General features: G+C 61.4%; 19 protein-coding genes and 1 pseudogene. 15 read left to right on the top strand and 5 right to left on the bottom strand.

The genetic code is table 11. The annotated features are described in order from the left end of the window. Positions 1 to 8: 8 nt before the first annotated feature. The gene (alr, locus tag XB14_RS23795; protein ID WP_077964917.1) at positions 9 to 1,139 is read right to left on the bottom strand and encodes an alanine racemase; all 1,131 of its coding nucleotides are present in this window, start codon (positions 1,137 to 1,139) and stop codon (positions 9 to 11) included. Positions 1,140 to 1,265: 126 nt separating this feature from the next. Between alr and XB14_RS23790 the strand changes: the two genes are divergently transcribed. From XB14_RS23790 to dnaE2, 4 genes and pseudogenes are all read left to right on the top strand, one after another. Then, positions 1,266 to 1,730, top strand: a complete 465-nt coding sequence (locus XB14_RS23790; RefSeq protein ID WP_077964915.1) for an Lrp/AsnC family transcriptional regulator — start codon at positions 1,266 to 1,268, stop codon at positions 1,728 to 1,730. 333 nt (positions 1,731 to 2,063) lie between these two features. Continuing rightward, entirely contained in the window at positions 2,064 to 3,410 is a 1,347-nt protein-coding gene (gdhA, locus tag XB14_RS23785; protein ID WP_143348535.1) for an NADP-specific glutamate dehydrogenase, read from the top strand. Between the two features lie 224 nt (positions 3,411 to 3,634). Further along, a complete protein-coding gene (locus XB14_RS23780; RefSeq protein WP_077964907.1) occupies positions 3,635 to 4,435 on the top strand; it encodes a GNAT family N-acetyltransferase in 801 nt (266 codons plus the stop codon). 39 nt (positions 4,436 to 4,474) lie between these two features. Next, a pseudogene (gene dnaE2, locus XB14_RS23775) lies at positions 4,475 to 4,836 on the top strand (error-prone DNA polymerase); the annotation flags it as partial. Between the two features lie 67 nt (positions 4,837 to 4,903). Here the strand turns inward: dnaE2 and XB14_RS23770 are convergent. After that, complete coding sequence (locus XB14_RS23770; protein WP_077964905.1) at positions 4,904 to 5,173, bottom strand: hypothetical protein; 270 nt, start codon at positions 5,171 to 5,173, stop codon at positions 4,904 to 4,906. Between the two features lie 145 nt (positions 5,174 to 5,318). Next, positions 5,319 to 6,155, bottom strand: a complete 837-nt coding sequence (locus tag XB14_RS33610) for a hypothetical protein (protein WP_234804131.1) — start codon at positions 6,153 to 6,155, stop codon at positions 5,319 to 5,321. 339 nt (positions 6,156 to 6,494) lie between these two features. Here XB14_RS33610 and XB14_RS23760 point away from each other — a divergent pair, with 339 nt between their 5' ends. The 6 genes from XB14_RS23760 (at position 6,495) to XB14_RS23735 (ending at position 11,749) form a co-directional block, all read left to right on the top strand. Beyond that, a complete protein-coding gene (locus XB14_RS23760; RefSeq protein WP_077965409.1) occupies positions 6,495 to 7,511 on the top strand; it encodes an NAD-dependent epimerase/dehydratase family protein in 1,017 nt (338 codons plus the stop codon). A gap of 166 nt (positions 7,512 to 7,677) precedes the next feature. Continuing rightward, positions 7,678 to 8,184, top strand: a complete 507-nt coding sequence (msrA, locus tag XB14_RS23755; RefSeq protein ID WP_077964903.1) for a peptide-methionine (S)-S-oxide reductase MsrA — start codon at positions 7,678 to 7,680, stop codon at positions 8,182 to 8,184. A gap of 115 nt (positions 8,185 to 8,299) precedes the next feature. Beyond that, positions 8,300 to 9,526: a bifunctional alpha/beta hydrolase/OsmC family protein gene (locus XB14_RS23750; RefSeq protein ID WP_077964901.1), complete on the top strand. Its 1,227-nt coding sequence runs from the start codon at positions 8,300 to 8,302 to the stop codon at positions 9,524 to 9,526. 155 nt (positions 9,527 to 9,681) lie between these two features. Beyond that, positions 9,682 to 10,278, top strand: a complete 597-nt coding sequence (locus XB14_RS23745) for a DJ-1/PfpI family protein (protein WP_077964893.1) — start codon at positions 9,682 to 9,684, stop codon at positions 10,276 to 10,278. A gap of 23 nt (positions 10,279 to 10,301) precedes the next feature. Continuing rightward, entirely contained in the window at positions 10,302 to 10,652 is a 351-nt protein-coding gene (locus tag XB14_RS23740) for a ribbon-helix-helix domain-containing protein (protein WP_077964891.1), read from the top strand. 221 nt (positions 10,653 to 10,873) lie between these two features. Continuing rightward, positions 10,874 to 11,749, top strand: a complete 876-nt coding sequence (locus tag XB14_RS23735; RefSeq protein ID WP_077964889.1) for a DMT family transporter — start codon at positions 10,874 to 10,876, stop codon at positions 11,747 to 11,749. Between the two features lie 283 nt (positions 11,750 to 12,032). Here XB14_RS23735 and XB14_RS23730 read toward each other — a convergent pair whose 3' ends face one another. Then, a complete protein-coding gene (locus tag XB14_RS23730; protein ID WP_077964881.1) occupies positions 12,033 to 12,494 on the bottom strand; it encodes an Rrf2 family transcriptional regulator in 462 nt (153 codons plus the stop codon). Between the two features lie 104 nt (positions 12,495 to 12,598). Between XB14_RS23730 and XB14_RS23725 the strand changes: the two genes are divergently transcribed. The 5 genes from XB14_RS23725 to ppk2 all read left to right on the top strand — a co-directional run bounded on the left by XB14_RS23725 (position 12,599) and on the right by ppk2 (position 17,919). Further along, positions 12,599 to 13,564, top strand: a complete 966-nt coding sequence (locus XB14_RS23725) for an alpha/beta fold hydrolase (protein ID WP_077964878.1) — start codon at positions 12,599 to 12,601, stop codon at positions 13,562 to 13,564. Positions 13,565 to 13,916: 352 nt separating this feature from the next. Continuing rightward, the gene (locus tag XB14_RS23720; RefSeq protein WP_077964876.1) at positions 13,917 to 14,327 is read left to right on the top strand and encodes a hypothetical protein; all 411 of its coding nucleotides are present in this window, start codon (positions 13,917 to 13,919) and stop codon (positions 14,325 to 14,327) included. Positions 14,328 to 14,434: 107 nt separating this feature from the next. Beyond that, positions 14,435 to 14,911 carry a BA14K family protein gene (locus tag XB14_RS23715; RefSeq protein ID WP_077964874.1) on the top strand — a complete coding sequence of 159 codons (477 nt, stop codon included), beginning with the start codon at positions 14,435 to 14,437 and terminating at the stop codon, positions 14,909 to 14,911. 403 nt (positions 14,912 to 15,314) lie between these two features. Further along, entirely contained in the window at positions 15,315 to 17,078 is a 1,764-nt protein-coding gene (locus XB14_RS23710; protein WP_077965407.1) for a SulP family inorganic anion transporter, read from the top strand. Next, positions 17,065 to 17,919, top strand: coding sequence for a polyphosphate kinase 2 (ppk2, locus tag XB14_RS23705; protein ID WP_077964872.1), 855 nt, complete (start codon positions 17,065 to 17,067; stop codon positions 17,917 to 17,919). The genes XB14_RS23710 and ppk2 overlap by 14 nt, the downstream gene beginning before the upstream one ends. A gap of 192 nt (positions 17,920 to 18,111) precedes the next feature. Here ppk2 and XB14_RS23700 read toward each other — a convergent pair whose 3' ends face one another. After that, a complete protein-coding gene (locus XB14_RS23700) occupies positions 18,112 to 18,573 on the bottom strand; it encodes a histidine kinase (RefSeq protein WP_077964870.1) in 462 nt (153 codons plus the stop codon). Between the last annotated feature and the right edge of the window lie 48 nt (positions 18,574 to 18,621).

The following is an 18,621-nucleotide window of genomic DNA, read 5'->3' as shown; positions in this document are numbered from 1 at the left end:
AAGGAAGCTTAGCGATACTGCCGTTCGTAGCGATGGCCGAGACCGGTCAGGATTTCGTAGGAGATGGTGCCGGCATCGCGCGCAATGTCTTCCAGTGTCTGGCTGGATCCGAGAACCTCCACCAGGCCGCCAAGGTGCAGACGCCCCTCCGGCAGGGAGGAGATGTCGACCGTGATGCTGTCCATGGAGACGCGGCCGACGATCGGCAGGCGAATGCCATCGCAATAGACGGCACCCCGATCGCTCAGGCTGCGCGGCAAACCGTCGGCGTAGCCGGCAGCGATGGTGGCAAGCCGGGTTTCGGCGACGACGATATGGGCGCCACCGTAGCCAACAAGCGCGCCCGCCGGCACGGTCCGTGTCTGCACCACGGCCACATCGAGTTTGACGACCGGCTCCATCGGGTTCGGCCGGCCGTCCGTCGGAGCGCCGCCGTAAAGTGCGATCCCGGGCCGGGCGAGCACGCCGTGATAGGCTTCGCCGAGGAAAATGCCGCCCGAATTGGCAAAGCAGACCTCGAATTCCGGAAACTCCGCCGCGATGCGCCGCAGTTCAGCAAGCTGGCTGCCGTTCTGCTCGCTCAAGGTTTCGTCGGCCGAGGCCAGGTGGCTCATGACGAACTGGATGTCGACCATGCCGCAGGTCCGCAGCATCGCGGCGACCGCAGACCTTTCCTGTGGCGGGACGCCGAGCCGCGACATGCCCGTGTCGAACTGCAGGACGGCCGGAAGCCGGCGATTGAGGTTGACCGCCGCCCCGGCCCATTGCTGCAACTGTTCCAGTGAATTGATGACTGGGACGATGCCCTCGTCGGCGCAGGCAAGCTCGTTGCCGGGCTGCAAGCCATTCAGAACGAAGATCGTTGCATCGCGGGTTAGCTGCGGACGCAGGCTGAGCGCCTCTGCGAACTGGGCGACGAAGAAATGCCGGCAGCCATGCGCGTAAAGACGCGCCGCCACCCGGTTCGCGCCCAGCCCATAGGCATCCGCCTTGACGACGGCTGCGACCCGCGCCGGCGCGGTTTCGGCGGCCAGCCGGTCGTAGTTGCGCACCAGCGCCGTAAGATCGATCGTCAAGTAACCCGACGCGCCGCCCTTTTTCACTCTTTGATGCGTATTTTCCCTTACTGCGCCATCCATGGCCGAGCCTCCCGACTTGACCGGAGGGTAGTGAAACGATCGCAGAATTGTCGAGGAATTGTCGATTGATCGTTGCATCAAATCATGATCTTTGATCGAAACCACGATGAATTGGAATAATCTGCGATGACTGCGCTCGACTCCATAGACCGCAATATTCTTCGGCTGCTGCGCCTGGACGCCCGTCGAAGCAATGCCAGCCTTGCGAGCGAGGTCGGGCTCTCGCCATCGGCCTGCCTCAGGCGGATAAAGCTGATGGAGCAGTCCGGTGTCATCCGCGGCTATACCGCCCTGGTGGACACTTCGAATGTCGAGGCGAGCATCACCGTCATCATCAACATCACGCTCGATCGCCAGACGGAGGACTACCTCGACCGGTTTGAGGCGGCAGTACGAAGACATCCCGAGTTGCGGGAGTGTTTTCTGATGACCGGCGGGTCGGATTATCTTCTGCGCGTCGATGTCGCCAATGCGGGCGAATTCGAGCGCATTCACAAGGAGATCCTGTCGGCTCTGCCGGGGGTCTCCAGGATCCATTCAAGCTTTGCAATCCGCAACGTCTTGGCGACACGTCCGAAGACGCGCCGATAGTTCCGCCCGAGCGGCGACCGCAGCCGCCGACTGACGATTTGGAAGACGTCTCTGGCTCATAGCGTCGCGGGTCCGTCGCGCTTCTGCGAGCTCTCGGGCGAAAATTTAGAGGTATCCCGCGTGTAACCTGGAGGTGAAGGGGTCATGCATAGAGACGGCTGCATGGCCGGCTCTCCGTCACCGGTGCTTCCCGACGAAGCGCCTGCATTTTCCAGTGAAAACTGCGACGTTGCGCCGCAATCAAGAATTGTATGGTCGCGTTCACATGCCTCCCAGCTTCCGGTAATGCGCGGGGTCCGCGCACAAGAACCTGCGCGCAAGAGGAGAACTATCTTGAATGTCGATGAGAAGCTGGAACCAATTCTGACGGAAGTGCTGAGGCGCAACGCCGGCGAGCTGGAGTTTCACCAGGCCGTACGCGAAGTGCTTGAAAGTCTGGGACGTGTCATTGCCAAGCATCCGCGATATGCGGAACATGCCCTCATAGAAAGGATCTGCGAGCCTGAACGGCAGATCATCTTCAGGGTACCTTGGGTAGATGACGCCGGACAGGTACAGATCAATCGCGGCTTCCGGGTGCAATTCAATTCCGCGCTTGGGCCCTACAAGGGCGGTATTCGTTTCCATCCTTCCGTCAACGTTGGGATCATCAAGTTCCTCGGCTTTGAACAGACATTCAAGAACGCTCTGACAGGCATGCCGATCGGCGGCGGGAAGGGCGGTTCCTGCTTCAACCCGAGAGGGCGGACGGATGGGGAAATCATGCGATTCTGCCAATCGTTCATGACCGAGCTCCAAAGACATCTGGGCGAATACACAGACGTTCCCGCCGGCGATATCGGCGTCGGAGGCCGGGAGATCGGCTACATGTTCGGCCAGTACAAGCGCCTCACCAACCGGTACGAAGCCGGCGTGCTGACGGGCAAGGCGTTGATCTACGGCGGCTCGCGGGCACGCAAGGAGGCAACGGGCTTTGGCGCGACCTACTTCGTCCAGCGCATGCTGAGCACCAAGGGCCTCGATTTCGAAGGCAAACGCGTGACGGTATCGGGATCTGGCAACGTGGCCATCTATACCATGGAAAAAGTCGCAGAGTTTGGCGGCAAGATCGTCGCATGCTCCGACTCCAATGGTTACGTCGTCGATGAGGACGGGATCGATCTCGAACTGGTCAAGCAGATCAAGGAAGTTCGCCGCGAGCGGATATCCGAATACGCCAGACTGAAAGGCTCCAGGGCACATTATGTAGAGGGAGGCTCCATCTGGGATGTTCCCTGCGACGTCGCGATGCCCTCTGCGACCCAGAACGAGCTCACGGGGAAGGATGCGCGCACGCTGGTGAAGAATAGCGTCATCGCGGTGGGAGAGGGGGCAAACATGCCGTCGACCCCGGAAGCGGTTCGCATCTTCCAGGAGGCAGGGGTCATGTTTGCACCCGGCAAGGCGGCCAATGCCGGCGGGGTGGCGACGTCGGCGCTGGAGATGCAGCAGAACGCCTCCCGCGACAGTTGGACGTTCGAGCAAACCGAAGCGCGGCTCGCCTTCATCATGCAGTCGATCCACGACCGTTGCGCCGAAACCGCCGAGGAATATGGCAACCCCGGTGACTATGTGCTTGGAGCCAACATTGCCGGCTTCGTACGGGTCGCCGAGGCCATGGACGCGCTCGGGGTGATTTGATCGCCCGCGGAGGAAAGCCGGCTTCGGCCGGCTTTCCTTCAGCAACTGCCCGATGGCGGCCGGGTTGTCGCCGTCGCCTCTTCTTTCCCCGTCCATGATCGTCAACCTTCGGTTCGGCGACCGTTACCCAGCCTTGACCGGCGCTCCCGCATGGATAGTCTTTACCCGGGCGTCCCGAGGGTCGCTGGAGACAGTGGGGCCCTGTTCAAGAAAATTCACGGTGCATGGCGCGCGATCTCACGTATCAGTCAGCATCCGGCGCCTGTGGAGGGTGCAGAATATTGTCTCATACGCCTGGCGATCATTGGTTGAAGGTCCAGTACCAGACACTGTTTCGGTTGCGTCCTGACGGGCGGATAGAGCGCGAGAACGACCCAGACTACTCGCCGGGGCCGCGTTTCTGGTTGGCGGGCTGTTCAGAGCGCACCCTGTTCGGGCTGCGCGACGACTTGCCGGATGACCTGGTGGCGGAGATCGAGGGTCTCGCCGCTAGCGAACCGCCGCTCACGCACACAGCACCACCAAAGTACCTTGCGCGCTACCTGTCGTTGCTGGGCAAGGACGGTCCGGCGGCACACAATCTCGGCCTGACCTACGAACTGCCGAACGCACACCCGTACCCGTGCCCGAGCAATGCCCGGCTCATCAACAGCGACTCCCAGGAAGGCCGGGATCTCGTGCATTCCTGGGCGTCGGCAGGCGTCCCCGAAAACCTGGTCGAGCTTGGTTTCCATCAGGCGACCGATTTCTGGACACCCTGGTGCGGTGTCATTGTCGATGATGAGGTCGCCTCGCTCGCCTTTGCGGCGCGGCTTGCCGATACCGGCGCGGAACTCGGGCTGGTAACAGGCAAGGCCTTCAGAGGGCAGGGCTTTGCCGCCACGGCAACGGCCGGCTTGTCACAGCTTCCCTCCCTTCGTTCGCGTATGCTTTTTTACAGCACGGACCAGGGCAACATCTCATCGCAACGCGTCGCCGAACGCCTCGGTCTTCGCCTTCGTGGCGCCAGCTTGCGGATCGCCTAGTCCCCGACAAGAGACCGGTCATCACTGTCACGCTTCAGCATGACCATCGGGGACGAGACTGGATCTGCGAACATCGTCGTCTGGCCGAGCCTGTTCGAGAAACGGCGGCGGGTTGTGCTGGGATCGTCAACGATGGCGATCAACGGCAGGATCCAGCGGGAAGGCGATGTCGTCCATCTCGTCGTCCGCAGGTCTTCGACCTGCCCGGCGATCTCTCTGGACTGGTCGCCCGCGACATCGACTTCAAGCTGCCGACGGGCAGGGGTGACGAGTTCGCGCATGGGGCGCCGGGAAGCCCGGATTCTCGGGATCGGCCGAAGCCCGCCCCGGAGCCGAGGGACATATTTGTCAGAGATCTACACATCGACACCCTGAAGGTGAACGCGAGGAATTTCCACTGAGATGACAGCTAGATGTGCTTATAGGTACTCAGAACCGGGCACATCGCGATTACACGGGGCTGACTTGTCAGTTCACGCGAGTAGTAAGTGCCGCTCTCGTATGAGAGATCATCGCCCATGCACTCTTCTCTGCGAAAGAGATCGTCCTAAGCTCCCTCCCGAGCTTTATCCCCGGCTGCAATCCAGAACGCAAAATGCTCTCGACATCTTCCGCAGCCGTTGCGTGAAAGAAGACGAGTTCATCGCTCTCCAAGTCTGGGGGAAACACATTGTAATCGTTCTCTTCGAGAACCTGCCGCGCGGGAAACACGACGTGACATACAATGTAGTCGGGCATCACTCAACTCTTAACTCTCTGGCTTGGGTGCCCAATCATGATGGTATCCGGTGCCATCGGTTTTCCATTGCGGCACGTACGTGGGCTTGGCGGCGACCCGGGGTGAACGCGCTTTCCTCTGACGCGGTGCACTCACCATCGCCGATCAGATGGGACTGAACTCCACGAACTCGCACTGCAGATGGTCAGATCTCGTCTTCTTCCAGTCGTAGACGTATTCGGCCTGATCGACTGCCGAGCAACTCAGTCCCGGCAACACTGTGCCCGACGGATTGGTGGCGGCCTTCCGGGCAATGTACCGCCAGAAGAGGCCGGACGTGTCGGATTGATCCTTCTCAAAGCGAGAAAGCTGGACTACGCCACATGGACCTTCGGGCTGCGATGACACCACCCACGCACCGCCATTGCCGAAGTCGGAGACCCAGACGAATTCCTGCGCGAACGGATTCGAACTGACCTGGCAAGTTCGAAGATTCTTGTCGTGGTCGGCCTTTGTGATCTTCAGGAAATTCTCCTCAGTCGGATGATCGCACATGCCTGCGAGAGCGCGGAAGGTGTCGAGCACGCTGGGGTTCGCCTTGGCGTCCTCTTGCAGGCGGATCATGCCTTCCTTGAACTTCGCAGCATCTGTGGCGATTCCAGGATTGCGGGCGAGGGCGGCATCAATGGAAATCTGACCGGTGGCCATGCCGAGCCACGCGCCCACCATGTTGCATTCCTTGAGGTCGGAGAATTCCTTCACTGCACCCGGATAGTTCTTGCGGGCTTCATCGAGCTTCTTTTCCAGGTCGGCTGGCTTCGCTTTCTTGCGGACGGCTGTCTGAATGAATTCGCACCGGAGCCGCTGCTGGCCCTGCTGGAGTGTGCAGGTGTAGGTCAGCGAGGAGTCTTCCTGCTGGTTATAGAGCATACCAGTGGTGGGATAGTCGGCGGCGGCGTCGAACGCCACCATTCCGACTGCAAGCACTATCAGCGATCTCATCGATTTCCCTCCGCCCAGGGGCATCTTTGCAGCGAAGAGGAATGCGATTCAATAGGATTGAGAACGGCGGCTCTTGCTTATTGAGCCATCTGTTTCGCGGCCTGCAGCTCGAAGGGCGGGCGGTGAGCGCCTTGGTGGTTCCAGATTGAATGCAACGATCGCGTAACATACATTATGGAACTATCGCAATCATCTCCGAGCGAATACATCCGCTAACCGCCTTGCCGTTGGCGACGCTATAGATTTCAATGCCTTGGTACGATCTTTCTCCTGGCCGCCGAATCCCCCGTTTCGTCGGAACGGGTGTTGAGACGCGGAATGCTTAGAAGGACAGTCTCAATGCCCAGAGCCGTCATTGTTGGTGGAACCGGACAGATAGGTCTCGCAACGGCCCGCTACCTGGTGGACGAAGCCTGGGACGTGACGATCATAAGCCGGCACGCCACGACTTTGCCGGGCGGCTGCCGTCACGCTGAGGTCGATGCTCGGGATGTCGATGGGCTGCGCGCTGTCATCGGCACGGGCACCGATGTCCTGCTGTCTTGCGTCGCTTTCGACGCCACTGATGGCGAATGCCTGGCGCAGGCGGGAGCATCCGCTGGGCGCATCGTGGCAATCTCAAGTGCGAGTGTTTATCGGGATGGCGAAGGCCGGACGCTGGACGAGGCGCCGGACTGCGGGTTTCCTGTTTTTCCTATCCCATTGACCGAAGAGAGCCCGATCGTCGCAGCCGGAACGGAGACCTACTCAACGCGCAAAGCGGCGATGGAAAGCACGCTTCTAAGTCGCGCCGCATGCCCGGTGACCATCCTGCGGCCCTGCGCCATTCACGGCCCCGAAAGCAGGCACGCCCGGGAATGGTGGTTCGTCAGGAGACTGCTCGACGGCAGGACGGCAATTCCGCTCGCCTATGGCGGGCGAAGCCGATTCCAGACGACATCCGTCGCCGCGATCGCCAGCGCCGTGCTTCAGGCGGCCGGCGGACACCTGCCGGCGATTGCCAATGTTTCGGAGGCCGACAGCCCGACCGTTGCGGAAATCGGGCACGCCATCATGAGCATACTAGATGTAAGGGCTGAACTCATCGGCTTGCCGGACGCACCCGCCTACCCGCCGGCTTTCGGCGCGACGCCCTGGTCGATCCCTTCGCCCATGGTGGTGGCGGGTGTAACGGCCCCGGCAGCCACCTACAAACGATCCGTCGAGCCTGCCATCCGGTGGCTTGTCGAGCATGTCAACGGCAACAATTGGCGAGAACGTCTGCCGCAGCTTGCGGCATACCCATATGATCATTTCGACTACGAAACAGATGACCGCGCGCTGGCACTTGCTGGAGGGAAATCGATTGGCTTTTGAAAGCGCGGCATTGCTATTGGCAAGCTCGACATGCTCCGAGCCAAAACTCGGTTTCAGAGCCGCCCTGCTGATCTCGACGAAACGAGTTCCTATATTGCAGTACCGTCTCCGGCGCTGGCCCGCGGCCGGAGGAGTTTGAGCCATCAACCATGTGGAGGATATCTGAATGACCGATAGAGCCGTTCTGGCCGGCGGTTGCTTCTGGGGAATGCAGGATCTGATCCGCAAGCTCCCCGGCGTCACCGGCACCCGTGTGGGTTATACCGGTGGCGACGTGCCCAACGCCACCTATCGCAACCACGGCACCCATGCGGAGGGCATCGAGATCTTCTTCGATCCGGCCAAGACCTCCTACCGGCGTATTCTGGAAGTGTTTTTCCAGATCCACGACCCCACGACGAAGAACCGCCAGGGCAACGACATCGGCACGTCCTATCGCTCGGCGATCTACTACGTCGATGACGAACAGAGGCGAATTGCCGAAGACACCATTGCCGACGTGGAAGCTTCTGGCCTGTGGCCGGGCAAGGTGGTGACGGAAATCGAGCCCGTCGGCGATTTCTGGCAAGCGGAGCCGGAGCACCAGGATTATCTGGAGCGCTATCCCAACGGTTACACCTGCCACTTCCCGCGACCGAACTGGGTGCTGCCGCAAAGGTCCGCGGCGGAGTAACGAACGCCGTCAAGTCATGTCCGCAGGACCAAGTACCGCGGACATGGGCGCAGGCCGCCCCAGCCGAAACGAGACGGCCGCCTTGGGACGGCCGTTCTCCTCAAAGGAGCGTCGCATGAATTTCAACTCGCAACGACTTGAATTCAAAGGCCATTCCGGCGCTACCCTCGGCGCCCGCCTCGATCTTCCGAACGGTCCGGTGCGGGCCTATGCGCTTTTCGCCCACTGCTTCACCTGTTCCAAGGATCTGGCGGCTGCGCGCCAGGTTTCGGCCGAACTCGCGCGCCAAGGCATCGCTGTCCTACGCTTTGATTTTACCGGCCTCGGATCAAGCGAAGGCGAGTTCGCCTCGACCAATTTTTCGTCCAATGTCGCCGATCTGCGCTCCGCCGCCGACTATCTGCGCCAACACTTCGAGGCGCCGTCGCTGCTGATCGGCCATTCGCTCGGCGGCGCTGCAGTCTTTGCGGTTGCCAAGGACATACCGGAGGTCCGCGCCGTGGCCACGATCGGTGCGCCCGCCGATGTCGGTCATGTCCTGAAGAACTTCGGGGCGAGCCTTGAGGAGATCGAAGAGAACGGTGTCGCCGAGGTCGATCTTGCCGGGCGCAAGTTCCTGATAAAAAAGCAATTCGTGGAAGACGCCTGCGCGCATCGCATCCTCGATGCTGTTGCGACGTTCAGGAAACCCGTTCTCATCCTTCACGCGCCACTGGATCAAACGGTCGGCATCGAGAACGCAAGCGATCTCTTCCACGCGGCGAAACACCCCAAGAGCTTCGTTTCGCTGGACAAGGCCGACCATCTGCTGACCGATCCTGCCGATGCCGCTTACGCCGCCAGGGTCATTGCCGAGTGGTTGAGCCGCTATCTCGTGGCCGATAGTCCGCAGGGTACCGAGCGGATGGAACAGGTCCAGGTGACGGAAACCGGCGAAGGGAAGTTTCAGAACTCGGTGCATGCCGGCAAGCATCGCCTCTTTGCCGATGAGCCGCAAAGCGTAGGCGGCCTGGATTCCGGACCATCGCCCTATGACTACCTGTCGATCGGGCTTGCCGCCTGCACCTCCATGACGCTGCGTCTCTACGCCGACCACAAGAAGCTGCCGCTCGGGCGGATCAAGGTGGAAGTGGCGCATTCCAAGATCCATGCACGGGACTGCGAGGATTGCGCCGCCTCCGAGCGCACCGATGGCGGAAAGATCGACCGGTTCGAGCGGATCATATCGGTCGATGGCGAGGTCTCGGATGAGCTTCGCTCCAAGATCGCCGAGATTGCCGACAAGTGCCCGGTTCACCGAACGCTGGAAGGCATCGCCAAGATAACGACGGCCGTTAGATAGCCCGCGGACCGGCGGCGCGGAAATCCTGGTCGCCATCGCCTTCGCCCCGGGCAACGGGCGAGCATCGGCCAGAATTTTCCTTGTAGTATTCCGCTAGTACCCGCTGCGTCGCTCGAGTTGTTAAGCTCCCTCCATTGGTTTTTGGGAGGAAACACATGGCAAACTCGAAAATTCTGATGATCACCGGTGACTTCACCGAAGACTATGAAACGATGGTTCCGTTCCAGACGCTGCTTGCCTGCGGCCACACGGTGCACGCCGTCTGCCCCGGCAAGAGTGCCGGCGAGACGGTTGCGACCGCAATCCATGATTTCGAAGGCGACCAGACCTATTCCGAAAAACGCGGTCACAACTTCGCGCTCAACGCCACCTTCTCCGCCGTTCGTGCCGAAGACTACGACGCGTTGGTGATCCCCGGCGGTCGCGCGCCCGAATATCTGCGCCTCAACCCGGATGTCATCAAGGCCGTCCAGCACTTCTTTGCGGCAGATAAACCGGTGGCTGCCATCTGCCACGGCGCACAACTGCTGGCGGCCGCCGGCGTCTTGAAGGGCCGCACGTGTTCGGCCTACCCCGCATGCCGCCCGGAGGTCGAACTTGCCGGCGGCATCTATGCGGATATCGCGATCAGCGACGCGGTGTCCGACGGTAACCTCGTCACCGCGCCGGCATGGCCCGCCCATCCGTCGTGGCTGCGCCAGTTCATGGCTGTGCTCGACGCCTCGGCCCTGCTACAAACAGACGCTGCCTGACAGGAAGCCACGGGAGGGGCGAGATGTGCGAGTTGTTCATAAAGGCAGATGCGCGGCTCTGGGAAAGCACCACCCGGTCGCTGCGCATCGACGGCATGGTAACGAGTGTTCGGCTGGAGAACTTCTTCTGGTCGAAGCTTGAGGAGATCGCCCGGCGCGATCGTATGAACGTCACGCAGCTGATTACCAAGCTCCACCACGAGTCCATTGATGCCGGCCACGACCTCGGCAACTTCACATCGTTCCTGAGGGTCTGCTGCGCGCGCTATCTCGACCTTCAGCTTTCGGGAGACGTTCCGACGGATGTCAATCAACCGATCGCCGGGCTCAACGTTCCGGCGATTCTTACGCGTGAGCAGGAAAAATACCATTGAGGTGAGGCAAGGTCCCCTCAGGTGGCCAGCGCCACTCGCCCAACCGCTCCGCGCAACGACTGACAAGCCTCGCAGGCTGGCGATACACCCCTCGCCCGCCCGGCCGCCGCAGCTCCAGAACCATGGAACCGAGGTCGTTTGGTTCGAGAGGTCGTTTGGTTCAAGCCCCGGCGAGAAGACTGTGCTATTCAGGTGGCCAGCGATTCTGAGTTTGTAGCGTGATGAGCCCCAAGACCCGCGGTTATATGTTTGCCTTCCTCGCCATTTGCATTTTTGCCGGCCAGGACGCCATCACCAAGTATCTTGGCGACCGCTATCCCGCTCTGTTCATCACGATGATCCGGTTCTGGGCGTTTGCGCTTTTCGTGCTTGTATTCGCGGCGTCATCATCGGGCGGCCTTCGCAATACCGTTCGGACGCGCCGTCCCTGGCTGCAGATTCTCCGAGGCCTTCTTCTCGTCGCGGAAATCGTCGTCATCGTCATTTCCTACGTTCACGCCGGGCTTGCCATGAGCCAGTCGATCTTTCAGGCGACCCCATTGATCATCACCATCCTCTCGATCCCGCTTCTGGGGGAGACTGTGGGATGGCGACGCGGTGCGGCAATCCTGATCGGCCTGATCGGGGTTCTGGTGATCATCAATCCCGTGAACGTGCATTTCGACATGTCGCTGCTTCTACCGCTTGCAGCATCCGTCCTTTTCGCGCTCTACAGCATCGCCACCCGCGCGGTCAGTCGCGAAGATTCCGCCGTCACGAGCCTCTTTTATGCGGGTGTTGTCGGCGCCGTGGCGATTTCGATGATCGGCCCGTTCTATTGGACCGAAGTCGAGCCCACCGATTGGTTTGCGCTCGCCGCACTTTGCATTTGCGGCACGCTCAGCCACTATTTCCTTATCAGAGCCTACGGGCTGCTGCCGGCAGCCGAAGTCCAGCCCATCACCTATTTTCAGCTGGTCCTCAACGTGATGTTCGCGGTCCTACTGTTTGGCGAGACGATAACCCACAACATGATCGTCGGCGCGCTCATCGTCGTCGGCGCCGGTCTCTTCACGATCTGGCGCGAGCACCAATTGGCAAGGCGGCGGCAGGCGTAGTGACTTTAATGCTGCTTTCTGATTGGCTGCTCCCGCTCAGAAAGCGACTTGAGGGCGGCCAGCGTCTTTCGAAGGCCGAGATCAAGGCGCTTGTCCTGCCGGACGATCACGCAGAGCCGCCGGCGGCATCCAGTTTCAATTATAGAGGCCCTGCGCCGCGAGCGCCTGATCGGCACCCTCGCCGACTATCTCGTCCCCATTCCCGGCCTCTACCTCTATTATCCGCGCGAATATCGCTCGATGCTGCCGCTTCGCCTTTTCATCGACCACATGCGCAGCGCCTTCAGGCGTGGTGATCCCCGTGAGCTGTCTGGATGGGAGAGCCCGGCAGATCCTTCATCGCGCCCTCCGCGATCGTTGAAAGCCTGAGGTCGGCAAACTCCCGGAGCAACGTCCGTTCCGCCTGTTCGAAGGCGCCGACCAGCGCCGCATTCGCGGCGCGTTCCACCGGGCAGGTCGGATGATCCTCGGACACCCCGGCCGTCAGAACCTGTCCGTCGTCCAGCGCCCGCTGCACGTCGAGGACCGTCAACTGGTCAAGCGGCCGCAGCAGGGCCCAGCCCCCTCCCCTGCCGCCTTCAGAGCCGACAACACCTTTTCGCTTCAACGCGCCCATCGTTCGGCGAACGACCACCGGGTTGGTGTTGAGCATCTTGGCGATGGTCTCCGACGTCTCCCGTCCCCCGAGCAGTGCCATGTGTATGAGCACATGGATCATCCGCGCCAATCGGCTGTCCTGCTTCATTCCACCCCCCCCTTAGCGTAACAATTAATGTTACGCACTTCTTGACGCCATAGGTTTCTGTAACTTATACAATTACGGTAACCCGGTGTCGAGAAGGAACGAAGATGCAGGCGCGGACAGTCCAGACCCGAACCATTCGCATGAGCTTTATCGAAGAGGGAAAGGGGCCGGTCGTACTTCTCTGCCATGGCTTCCCGGAAACTTCGCATACCTGGCGGCACCAGATAGCGGCACTTGCCGATGCGGGCTTCCGGGCGATTGCCCCTGACCTGCGCGGCTACGGTCTCACGGAGTGTCCGCCATCGGCCGACGAATACAGCGTGTTTCACATGGTTGGCGACATGGTCGCCCTGCTGGATGCGCTTGATGTGCCAACGGCCATCCTTGTCGGCAATGACTGGGGCGCGACCGTTGCCTGGCAGGCGGCGCTGATGCGACCCGACCGTTTCCGTGGCATCGTTGCGATCAGCGTGCCGATGATGGGCCAACCGCCCGTTCCGCCCACCCGGATCTTCCCGCGAACCGACGAAGCCGAATTATACACGCTCTACTTCCAGGAGCCTGACGTCGCCGAGGCGGAGCTGGAGCGCGACATTGACCAGACGCTCAGAAAGATCCTCTTCGCCGCCTCTGGAGAAGCCGGCCCGCGACAAGCGGGTGACCAGACACCCAATCCGTTCGGCATGGTATCGCGTCGGCATGGACTGCTCCCGCCGCTACCCGACAGAATGCCGTCCTGGCTCACCGCTGCAGACCTCGACGCCTACGCCAGCGCCTTTGCCGCGACCGGTTTCCGCGGAGGGCTGAACTACTATCGGAACCTCGATCGCAACTGGCAGCTGCAGGCTGCCCTCGCCGGCGTGGCGATAGAAATTCCCGCCCTGTTCATGATCGGCGAGCGCGACCCGGGCCTTGCCATCCCCGGGATGAAGGAAATTATCGAGGCTATGCCGAACCTCGTCCCGCAGCTCGAGGAAAGCATCGTCGTGCCTGGCAGCGGCCATTGGCTGCCGCAGGAGCGCCCCGATTTCGTAAATGAAACCCTCATTCGTTTTGCCAGGAGCATCTGAAAAGTGAGTGGAACCGGACGAAGGACAATGCCGCGGCAGCGGCCTTGTCCGCACGCCACCGGGCCTGTCAGACAGGGGTGGCGGAAGTGACCGCGCTTGCCGCAGCAACAACGCTTTCTCCAGAATTGTGCCGATGGCCTCGAAGCCAAACACGCACGCCGAGACGGCCGGTCCTATCGCTAATACCGGCGGCATCTTTGGAAGGCTTGGTTTGGCCCCTGTCCGGCAGCGCAAAGATATGCATGATCGCACACGCAAAACGCGTGAAGAACAGGCAATGCCTCCCGGCAAATACCGGGGTGTTCCGGGTCTCACGAAACTTGACCAGACTCAAAGCAATGTCAGGATCCCAGTGAACACCGTTAGATGTCTACTCTTGGCTTCGGCCGCGCTCTCCCTGTCGGCCTGCACGACAACCTCCGACAGTTCCAGGCAGCAGACCCTGTCGATCACGGCGCGCAGCGGCGTGAAGACGCTCGTTGCGAAGAACTGGCACATCGACGACGCTTGCCGCCAGATCGACTATCCGGCGATGACTGTTGCCGAAAAGCCCAAACATGGCCGCCTCGAGATTGTCCGCGAACCGGTCTATCCGAAGCTGGTCGGCAAGCAGTCGAAATGCGCGGCGACCAAGGTGAATGGCATCGTCGCCTATTACACGCCGGACCCCGGCTATACCGGTCGCGACAGGCTCATCATCCGCTCGCCCTATGAGGACGGAAAGATCGAAGAAGGCGTGTTGACCGTCACTGTCATCAAGTAGGCGAGCGCCCGACCGCTGCTGCGCCGGCAACACCCCCCGCAAAACGAAGTGCCATCCAGCCGCTTCCGCGCTATAATCGGGCGCGGGGTGGAAGGAAGGTAAAGCCGATGAAGAGGCTGGCTATCTTTGCCTTTTCGCTAGCGGCGGTCGCTACGAGCGCTCCGCCGGCCATGGCGTTTCCCCCAACCGTTGCGGTGGGGATCGAGGCAACTCAAGCACAACCGGTTCAGTACAGACGCTACGGCGGCGGTCGCCACGGTGGCGGCTACTACCGCGGACATCATCACAACGGTGGTGACGATGATTGGGCCTGGGCGCTCGGCGGACTGGCCGCCGGCGCGCTCATTGGCGGACTGCTGGCGCAGCCGCGCTACTATGGCCCGGGCTATTACGACGAAGGCTATTACGGCCCGACATACTACCGCCCGCGTTATTATGCGCCGCGCTACTATCGCCAAACCTATTATGGAGGCAGCGCGCACACCCGCTGGTGCTACGCCCGCTACCGATCCTATAGGGCCTATGACGACACGTTCCAGCCCTATTACGGTCCGCGGCAGGTGTGCGTCTCCCCCTACTATTGAACGCCCTTGAAGTCCGACCGAACGGGGCTTCAGACGTCGTGCGGAGCGTGGGAGCCGTGCCGACAGATAGACTGGTTCCGCCGACAATTCCAAGTCTGCGGCACGCAAAAGTGTGCGGCGATCGAAAACTGGAGGCCCAGAACTGCAACGCCCGCACGGCTATCTCTATTGAACGCTGTCGGTGATCCGAAGGCCGAGAGATTGGGCGGCGCTCGCCAGACGGCCCGGGCAGGTCACCTCTCTAATTGCCTGCAACCTCTACTCTTTTTGTCGGAGCCGGTGAAAGGAAAGTTTTGCGTCCCTAATGTACGCAATGGTAGAGTGCATTGTTTGCGCGTCTCGCGTGGCCAGAATTGTAGCGTTTAGTGCACCTTGAGAGGGCATGACCCCGGGGACCATCAGCATGCTGAACCTGCCTCGCCTGCCGCTTCTGGACAACCTCAAGGGGTATCAGGGAAGTTGGCTGCGCAATGACGTCTCCGCCGGCGTTGCCATTGCTGCCGTGGGGCTGCCGAGTGCGATCGCCTATCCGGCCATCGCCGGCCTGCCGCCCGAGACGGGCCTCTATGCGAGCATCACACCCCTCGTCGCCTATGCCTTCTTCGGTCCGTCGCGGCAACTGATCGTCGGGCCGGACGCGGCAACGATGACGGTGCTTGCGGCCGTGCTGACGACGGTGCTCGCCTCGTCTGCCGGCGGCGCTGACCGCGTGGCGGCGGCAGCACTGCTCGCGCTCATCGTCGGCATCCTCTGTCTGATTGCCCGCCTCGTGCGTCTCGGCGTGCTCGCGACCTTCCTGTCGCGCCCCATCTTGACGGGCTTCTTTGCAGGCATATCCCTCTCGATCCTGGTCGGGCAGATCAAGCGCGTCACCGGCGTCCAGATCGAGTCCGAGGGGCTTGTCAGCCCCATTCTCGAACTTCTGAGACAGGCCGGCTCCATCCACTGGCCGACCTTGGTGTTTGCCTTGGCCTGTTTTGCGCTGCTGCAGATCGCCCGCATCTATCGCTCGCCGATTCCAGGCCCTGTCATCGTCGTCTTCGTCGCGGTGCTGCTATCCTATCTCTTCGATTTCGAGGGACGCGGCATGACGGTTGTCGGCGACATCCCCGACGGATTGCCGTCCTTCGTTCTGCCCCGCCTTGAGGGCTTGGCGCTCGATGCCCTGCTGACGGGTGGCGCGGCGATCTTCCTCGTCAGCTTCGGTTCCGGTGTCATCGCTGCGCGCAGCTTCGCCGCGCTCGGCGGCTACCGCGTCGATCCGAACCGCGAGTTGAGCGGGTTTGGCGCTGCCAACATTGCGGCTGGTCTGTTCGGGACGTTTCCGGTGACGGCTTCAGACTCGCGCACAGCCGTGAACTTCGCCGTCGGCGGGCGGTCGCAGATCGCAAGCCTCGTTGCGGCAGGAGCGCTGATGGCGGTGCTGCTCTTTCTTGGCGACGTCCTGCGCATTCTGCCCGTCGCCGCGCTTGGCGCGATCCTGGCGGCAACGGCGCTCAGCCTGATTGACATCGGGGGCCTCAGGCGTATCTGGAGCGTCAACCGCATCGAGTTCGTCTTCGCCCTGATTGCCCTTTGGGGACCGATCGGCCTCGGCGTGTTGAGCGGCGTGGTCATCGCCATTGCCGCGACGCTGGTCTATCTCATCTTGCAGACCATGTATCCGCACGACGCCATGCTGGGCCGCATCCCCGGGCGGGATGGTTTCTACAAGCTGCATCGCATGCCCGACGCGCGCCCGGTCCCAGGCTTCGGTGCCTGCATGGTTCAGGACAGCCTGCTTTTCTACAACGCCGACTACGTTCGGGAGCGGCTGGAAGCGATCGCTGAGAGCTTGCCGCAGCCCGTCCGCTGGCTGGTAATCGATGCGAGCGCCATCCCGCAAATCGACAGCACCGCTGCAGACATGCTTGGAGAACTGCAGGGCGACCTGAAGGCCCGCGGGATCGTGCTCGGTCTTGCCGAGTTGCACAGCGACGCGCGCGCCCTGCTCGAGCGGTCAGGCGTCATCGAAAAGATCGGACCGGGCATGATCTTCGAGGGGATCGAGGATGCGCTCGACGCATACGAGGCCAAGTATGGGCGGAGCGGCGGGCAACCGGCCGGCTCTGCCGAAGTCAAACCAGATGTCCATGCCGAAACGGGAGGGAAGAATGGGCAAGCATGACGGCAAGAAGAAGAAGGGCAAAGGCAAGAGCGAGGGCGAAATCGCCACCGACGCAACGACTTCGGAGGAGCGGTCGCCAGGCGACTACAACAAGGAACTCGCCCGGCTGCAGGAGGAAACCGCTCATCTGCAGGCCTGGGTGAAGAAGACCGGCGCACGCATCGTCATCGTCTTCGAAGGCCGCGATGCGGCCGGTAAGGGCGGCGTGATCAAGCGGCTGACCGAACGTGTCAGTCCGCGCGTCTTCAGGGTCACCGCCCTGCCGGCCCCGACGGACCGCGAGAAGTCGCAGATCTACATGCAGCGCTACATCCAGCATCTGCCGGCCGCCGGCGAGATCGTGATCTTTGACCGCTCCTGGTACAACCGCCCCGGCGTCGAGCGCGTCATGGGTTTCTGCCCGGACGACAGCGCCCGGCGCTTTCTCGAGCTGGCGCCGCGCTTCGAAGCGGCAATGGTCGAAAGCGGCATCATCCTGCTCAAATACTTCCTCGACGTCAGCGAGAAGGAGCAGGAAAAGCGTTTCCGGCAGCGGATTGCCGATCCATTGCGCCAGTGGAAGCTCAGCCCGATGGACGTCGAATCCTATCGCCGCTGGTGGGATTACACCCGCGCCTACAACGAGATGATCCGCATGACGGACACGGAGTATGCGCCCTGGTGGATCGTGCCGTCGGATGACAAGAAGCGAGCCCGCATCAACTGCATCACGCACATTCTTTCGTCGATCCCGTACGAGCGCGTGAAGTTTTCAGAGCCCGATCTCGGCAAGCGGCAGAAGCGGCCGGATGGCTTTGCGGACGACGACCACTTGCGCAGAACGGTGCCCGACGTTTTCTAATGCATGTCGCGCAAAAGTGCGCAGCGGTTTTGCGGCAACGACATGAATAGAGGCGAAAGCTCAAATCCTGGCGTGTGAGTCTTTTTCTCGCGACAGCTTTAAGAGAATAAAGCCCGCGCCAGGACGGCGCGGGCATTCAAGGCTTCCTCAATCCGGAGCTTTGCGCCGAGGTGCCATCACCTGGGGCCTCGCTCAAGCTTTGTCGGGCGCCCAGTTCAGGAAGAACCCGACGTCACCGGGCACACCGCCGGGAAAATTGATGATCATCGCCTTCAGCTTGTAGCCATTCGGCTTGCCAAAGGTCTGATAGCGTTCGAAGAATTCCTTCGCCTTTCCCTGCAGCGTGTCCGGCCAGTCCCGGTCACCGCTGTTGATCGCGCGGCCGCTGTCGGTGCAGAGCTCGGACGGGAAGCTGTAGACCATCGCCTCGAACTTGCCGGCCTTGACGGCATTCGCGACCAGTCGGCGGACGATGGCGATCTCCTCTTCCGTTACATGCTTCTTGAGAAAATCCGCAGCAAAGTCGGCATGCTTTTGCTCTTCGACGGCCTTTAGCCGCCGCTCCTTGTCCATCTCGTCCATTTCACGCTGGAGCATCTGCATTCTGAGGTCCTGTGCGCTCACAGGCGCGCCGGCATTCTTGTTGTCAGACATCGCGTCGATCCACTTCAAGCTAATGGGCGCTCTGTGATAAGGCGATAC

This window comes from Ensifer adhaerens, from assembly GCF_002007205.1.
GTDB lineage: Bacteria > Pseudomonadota > Alphaproteobacteria > Rhizobiales > Rhizobiaceae > Ensifer > Ensifer adhaerens_D.
The sequence above is the reverse complement of the archived record's forward strand: the minus strand, read 5'-3'. Positions and strand labels throughout refer to the sequence as shown.

Coding starts and splice junctions, on each gene's coding strand:
- XB14_RS23730 (WP_077964881.1), bottom strand. CDS start 12,494: ATGAAGCAGGACAGCCGATTGGCGCGGATGATCCATGTGCTCATACAC.
- XB14_RS23750 (WP_077964901.1), top strand. CDS start 8,300: ATGAATTTCAACTCGCAACGACTTGAATTCAAAGGCCATTCCGGCGCT.
- msrA (WP_077964903.1), top strand. CDS start 7,678: ATGACCGATAGAGCCGTTCTGGCCGGCGGTTGCTTCTGGGGAATGCAG.
- XB14_RS23770 (WP_077964905.1), bottom strand. CDS start 5,173: ATGCCCGACTACATTGTATGTCACGTCGTGTTTCCCGCGCGGCAGGTT.
- XB14_RS23725 (WP_077964878.1), top strand. CDS start 12,599: ATGCAGGCGCGGACAGTCCAGACCCGAACCATTCGCATGAGCTTTATC.
- XB14_RS23710 (WP_077965407.1), top strand. CDS start 15,315: ATGCTGAACCTGCCTCGCCTGCCGCTTCTGGACAACCTCAAGGGGTAT.
- XB14_RS23740 (WP_077964891.1), top strand. CDS start 10,302: ATGTGCGAGTTGTTCATAAAGGCAGATGCGCGGCTCTGGGAAAGCACC.
- XB14_RS23745 (WP_077964893.1), top strand. CDS start 9,682: ATGGCAAACTCGAAAATTCTGATGATCACCGGTGACTTCACCGAAGAC.
- XB14_RS33610 (WP_234804131.1), bottom strand. CDS start 6,155: ATGAGATCGCTGATAGTGCTTGCAGTCGGAATGGTGGCGTTCGACGCC.
- XB14_RS23790 (WP_077964915.1), top strand. CDS start 1,266: ATGACTGCGCTCGACTCCATAGACCGCAATATTCTTCGGCTGCTGCGC.
- ppk2 (WP_077964872.1), top strand. CDS start 17,065: ATGGGCAAGCATGACGGCAAGAAGAAGAAGGGCAAAGGCAAGAGCGAG.
- XB14_RS23735 (WP_077964889.1), top strand. CDS start 10,874: ATGAGCCCCAAGACCCGCGGTTATATGTTTGCCTTCCTCGCCATTTGC.
- XB14_RS23700 (WP_077964870.1), bottom strand. CDS start 18,573: ATGTCTGACAACAAGAATGCCGGCGCGCCTGTGAGCGCACAGGACCTC.
- alr (WP_077964917.1), bottom strand. CDS start 1,139: ATGGATGGCGCAGTAAGGGAAAATACGCATCAAAGAGTGAAAAAGGGC.
- XB14_RS23760 (WP_077965409.1), top strand. CDS start 6,495: ATGCCCAGAGCCGTCATTGTTGGTGGAACCGGACAGATAGGTCTCGCA.
- XB14_RS23715 (WP_077964874.1), top strand. CDS start 14,435: ATGAAGAGGCTGGCTATCTTTGCCTTTTCGCTAGCGGCGGTCGCTACG.
- XB14_RS23780 (WP_077964907.1), top strand. CDS start 3,635: ATGGCGCGCGATCTCACGTATCAGTCAGCATCCGGCGCCTGTGGAGGG.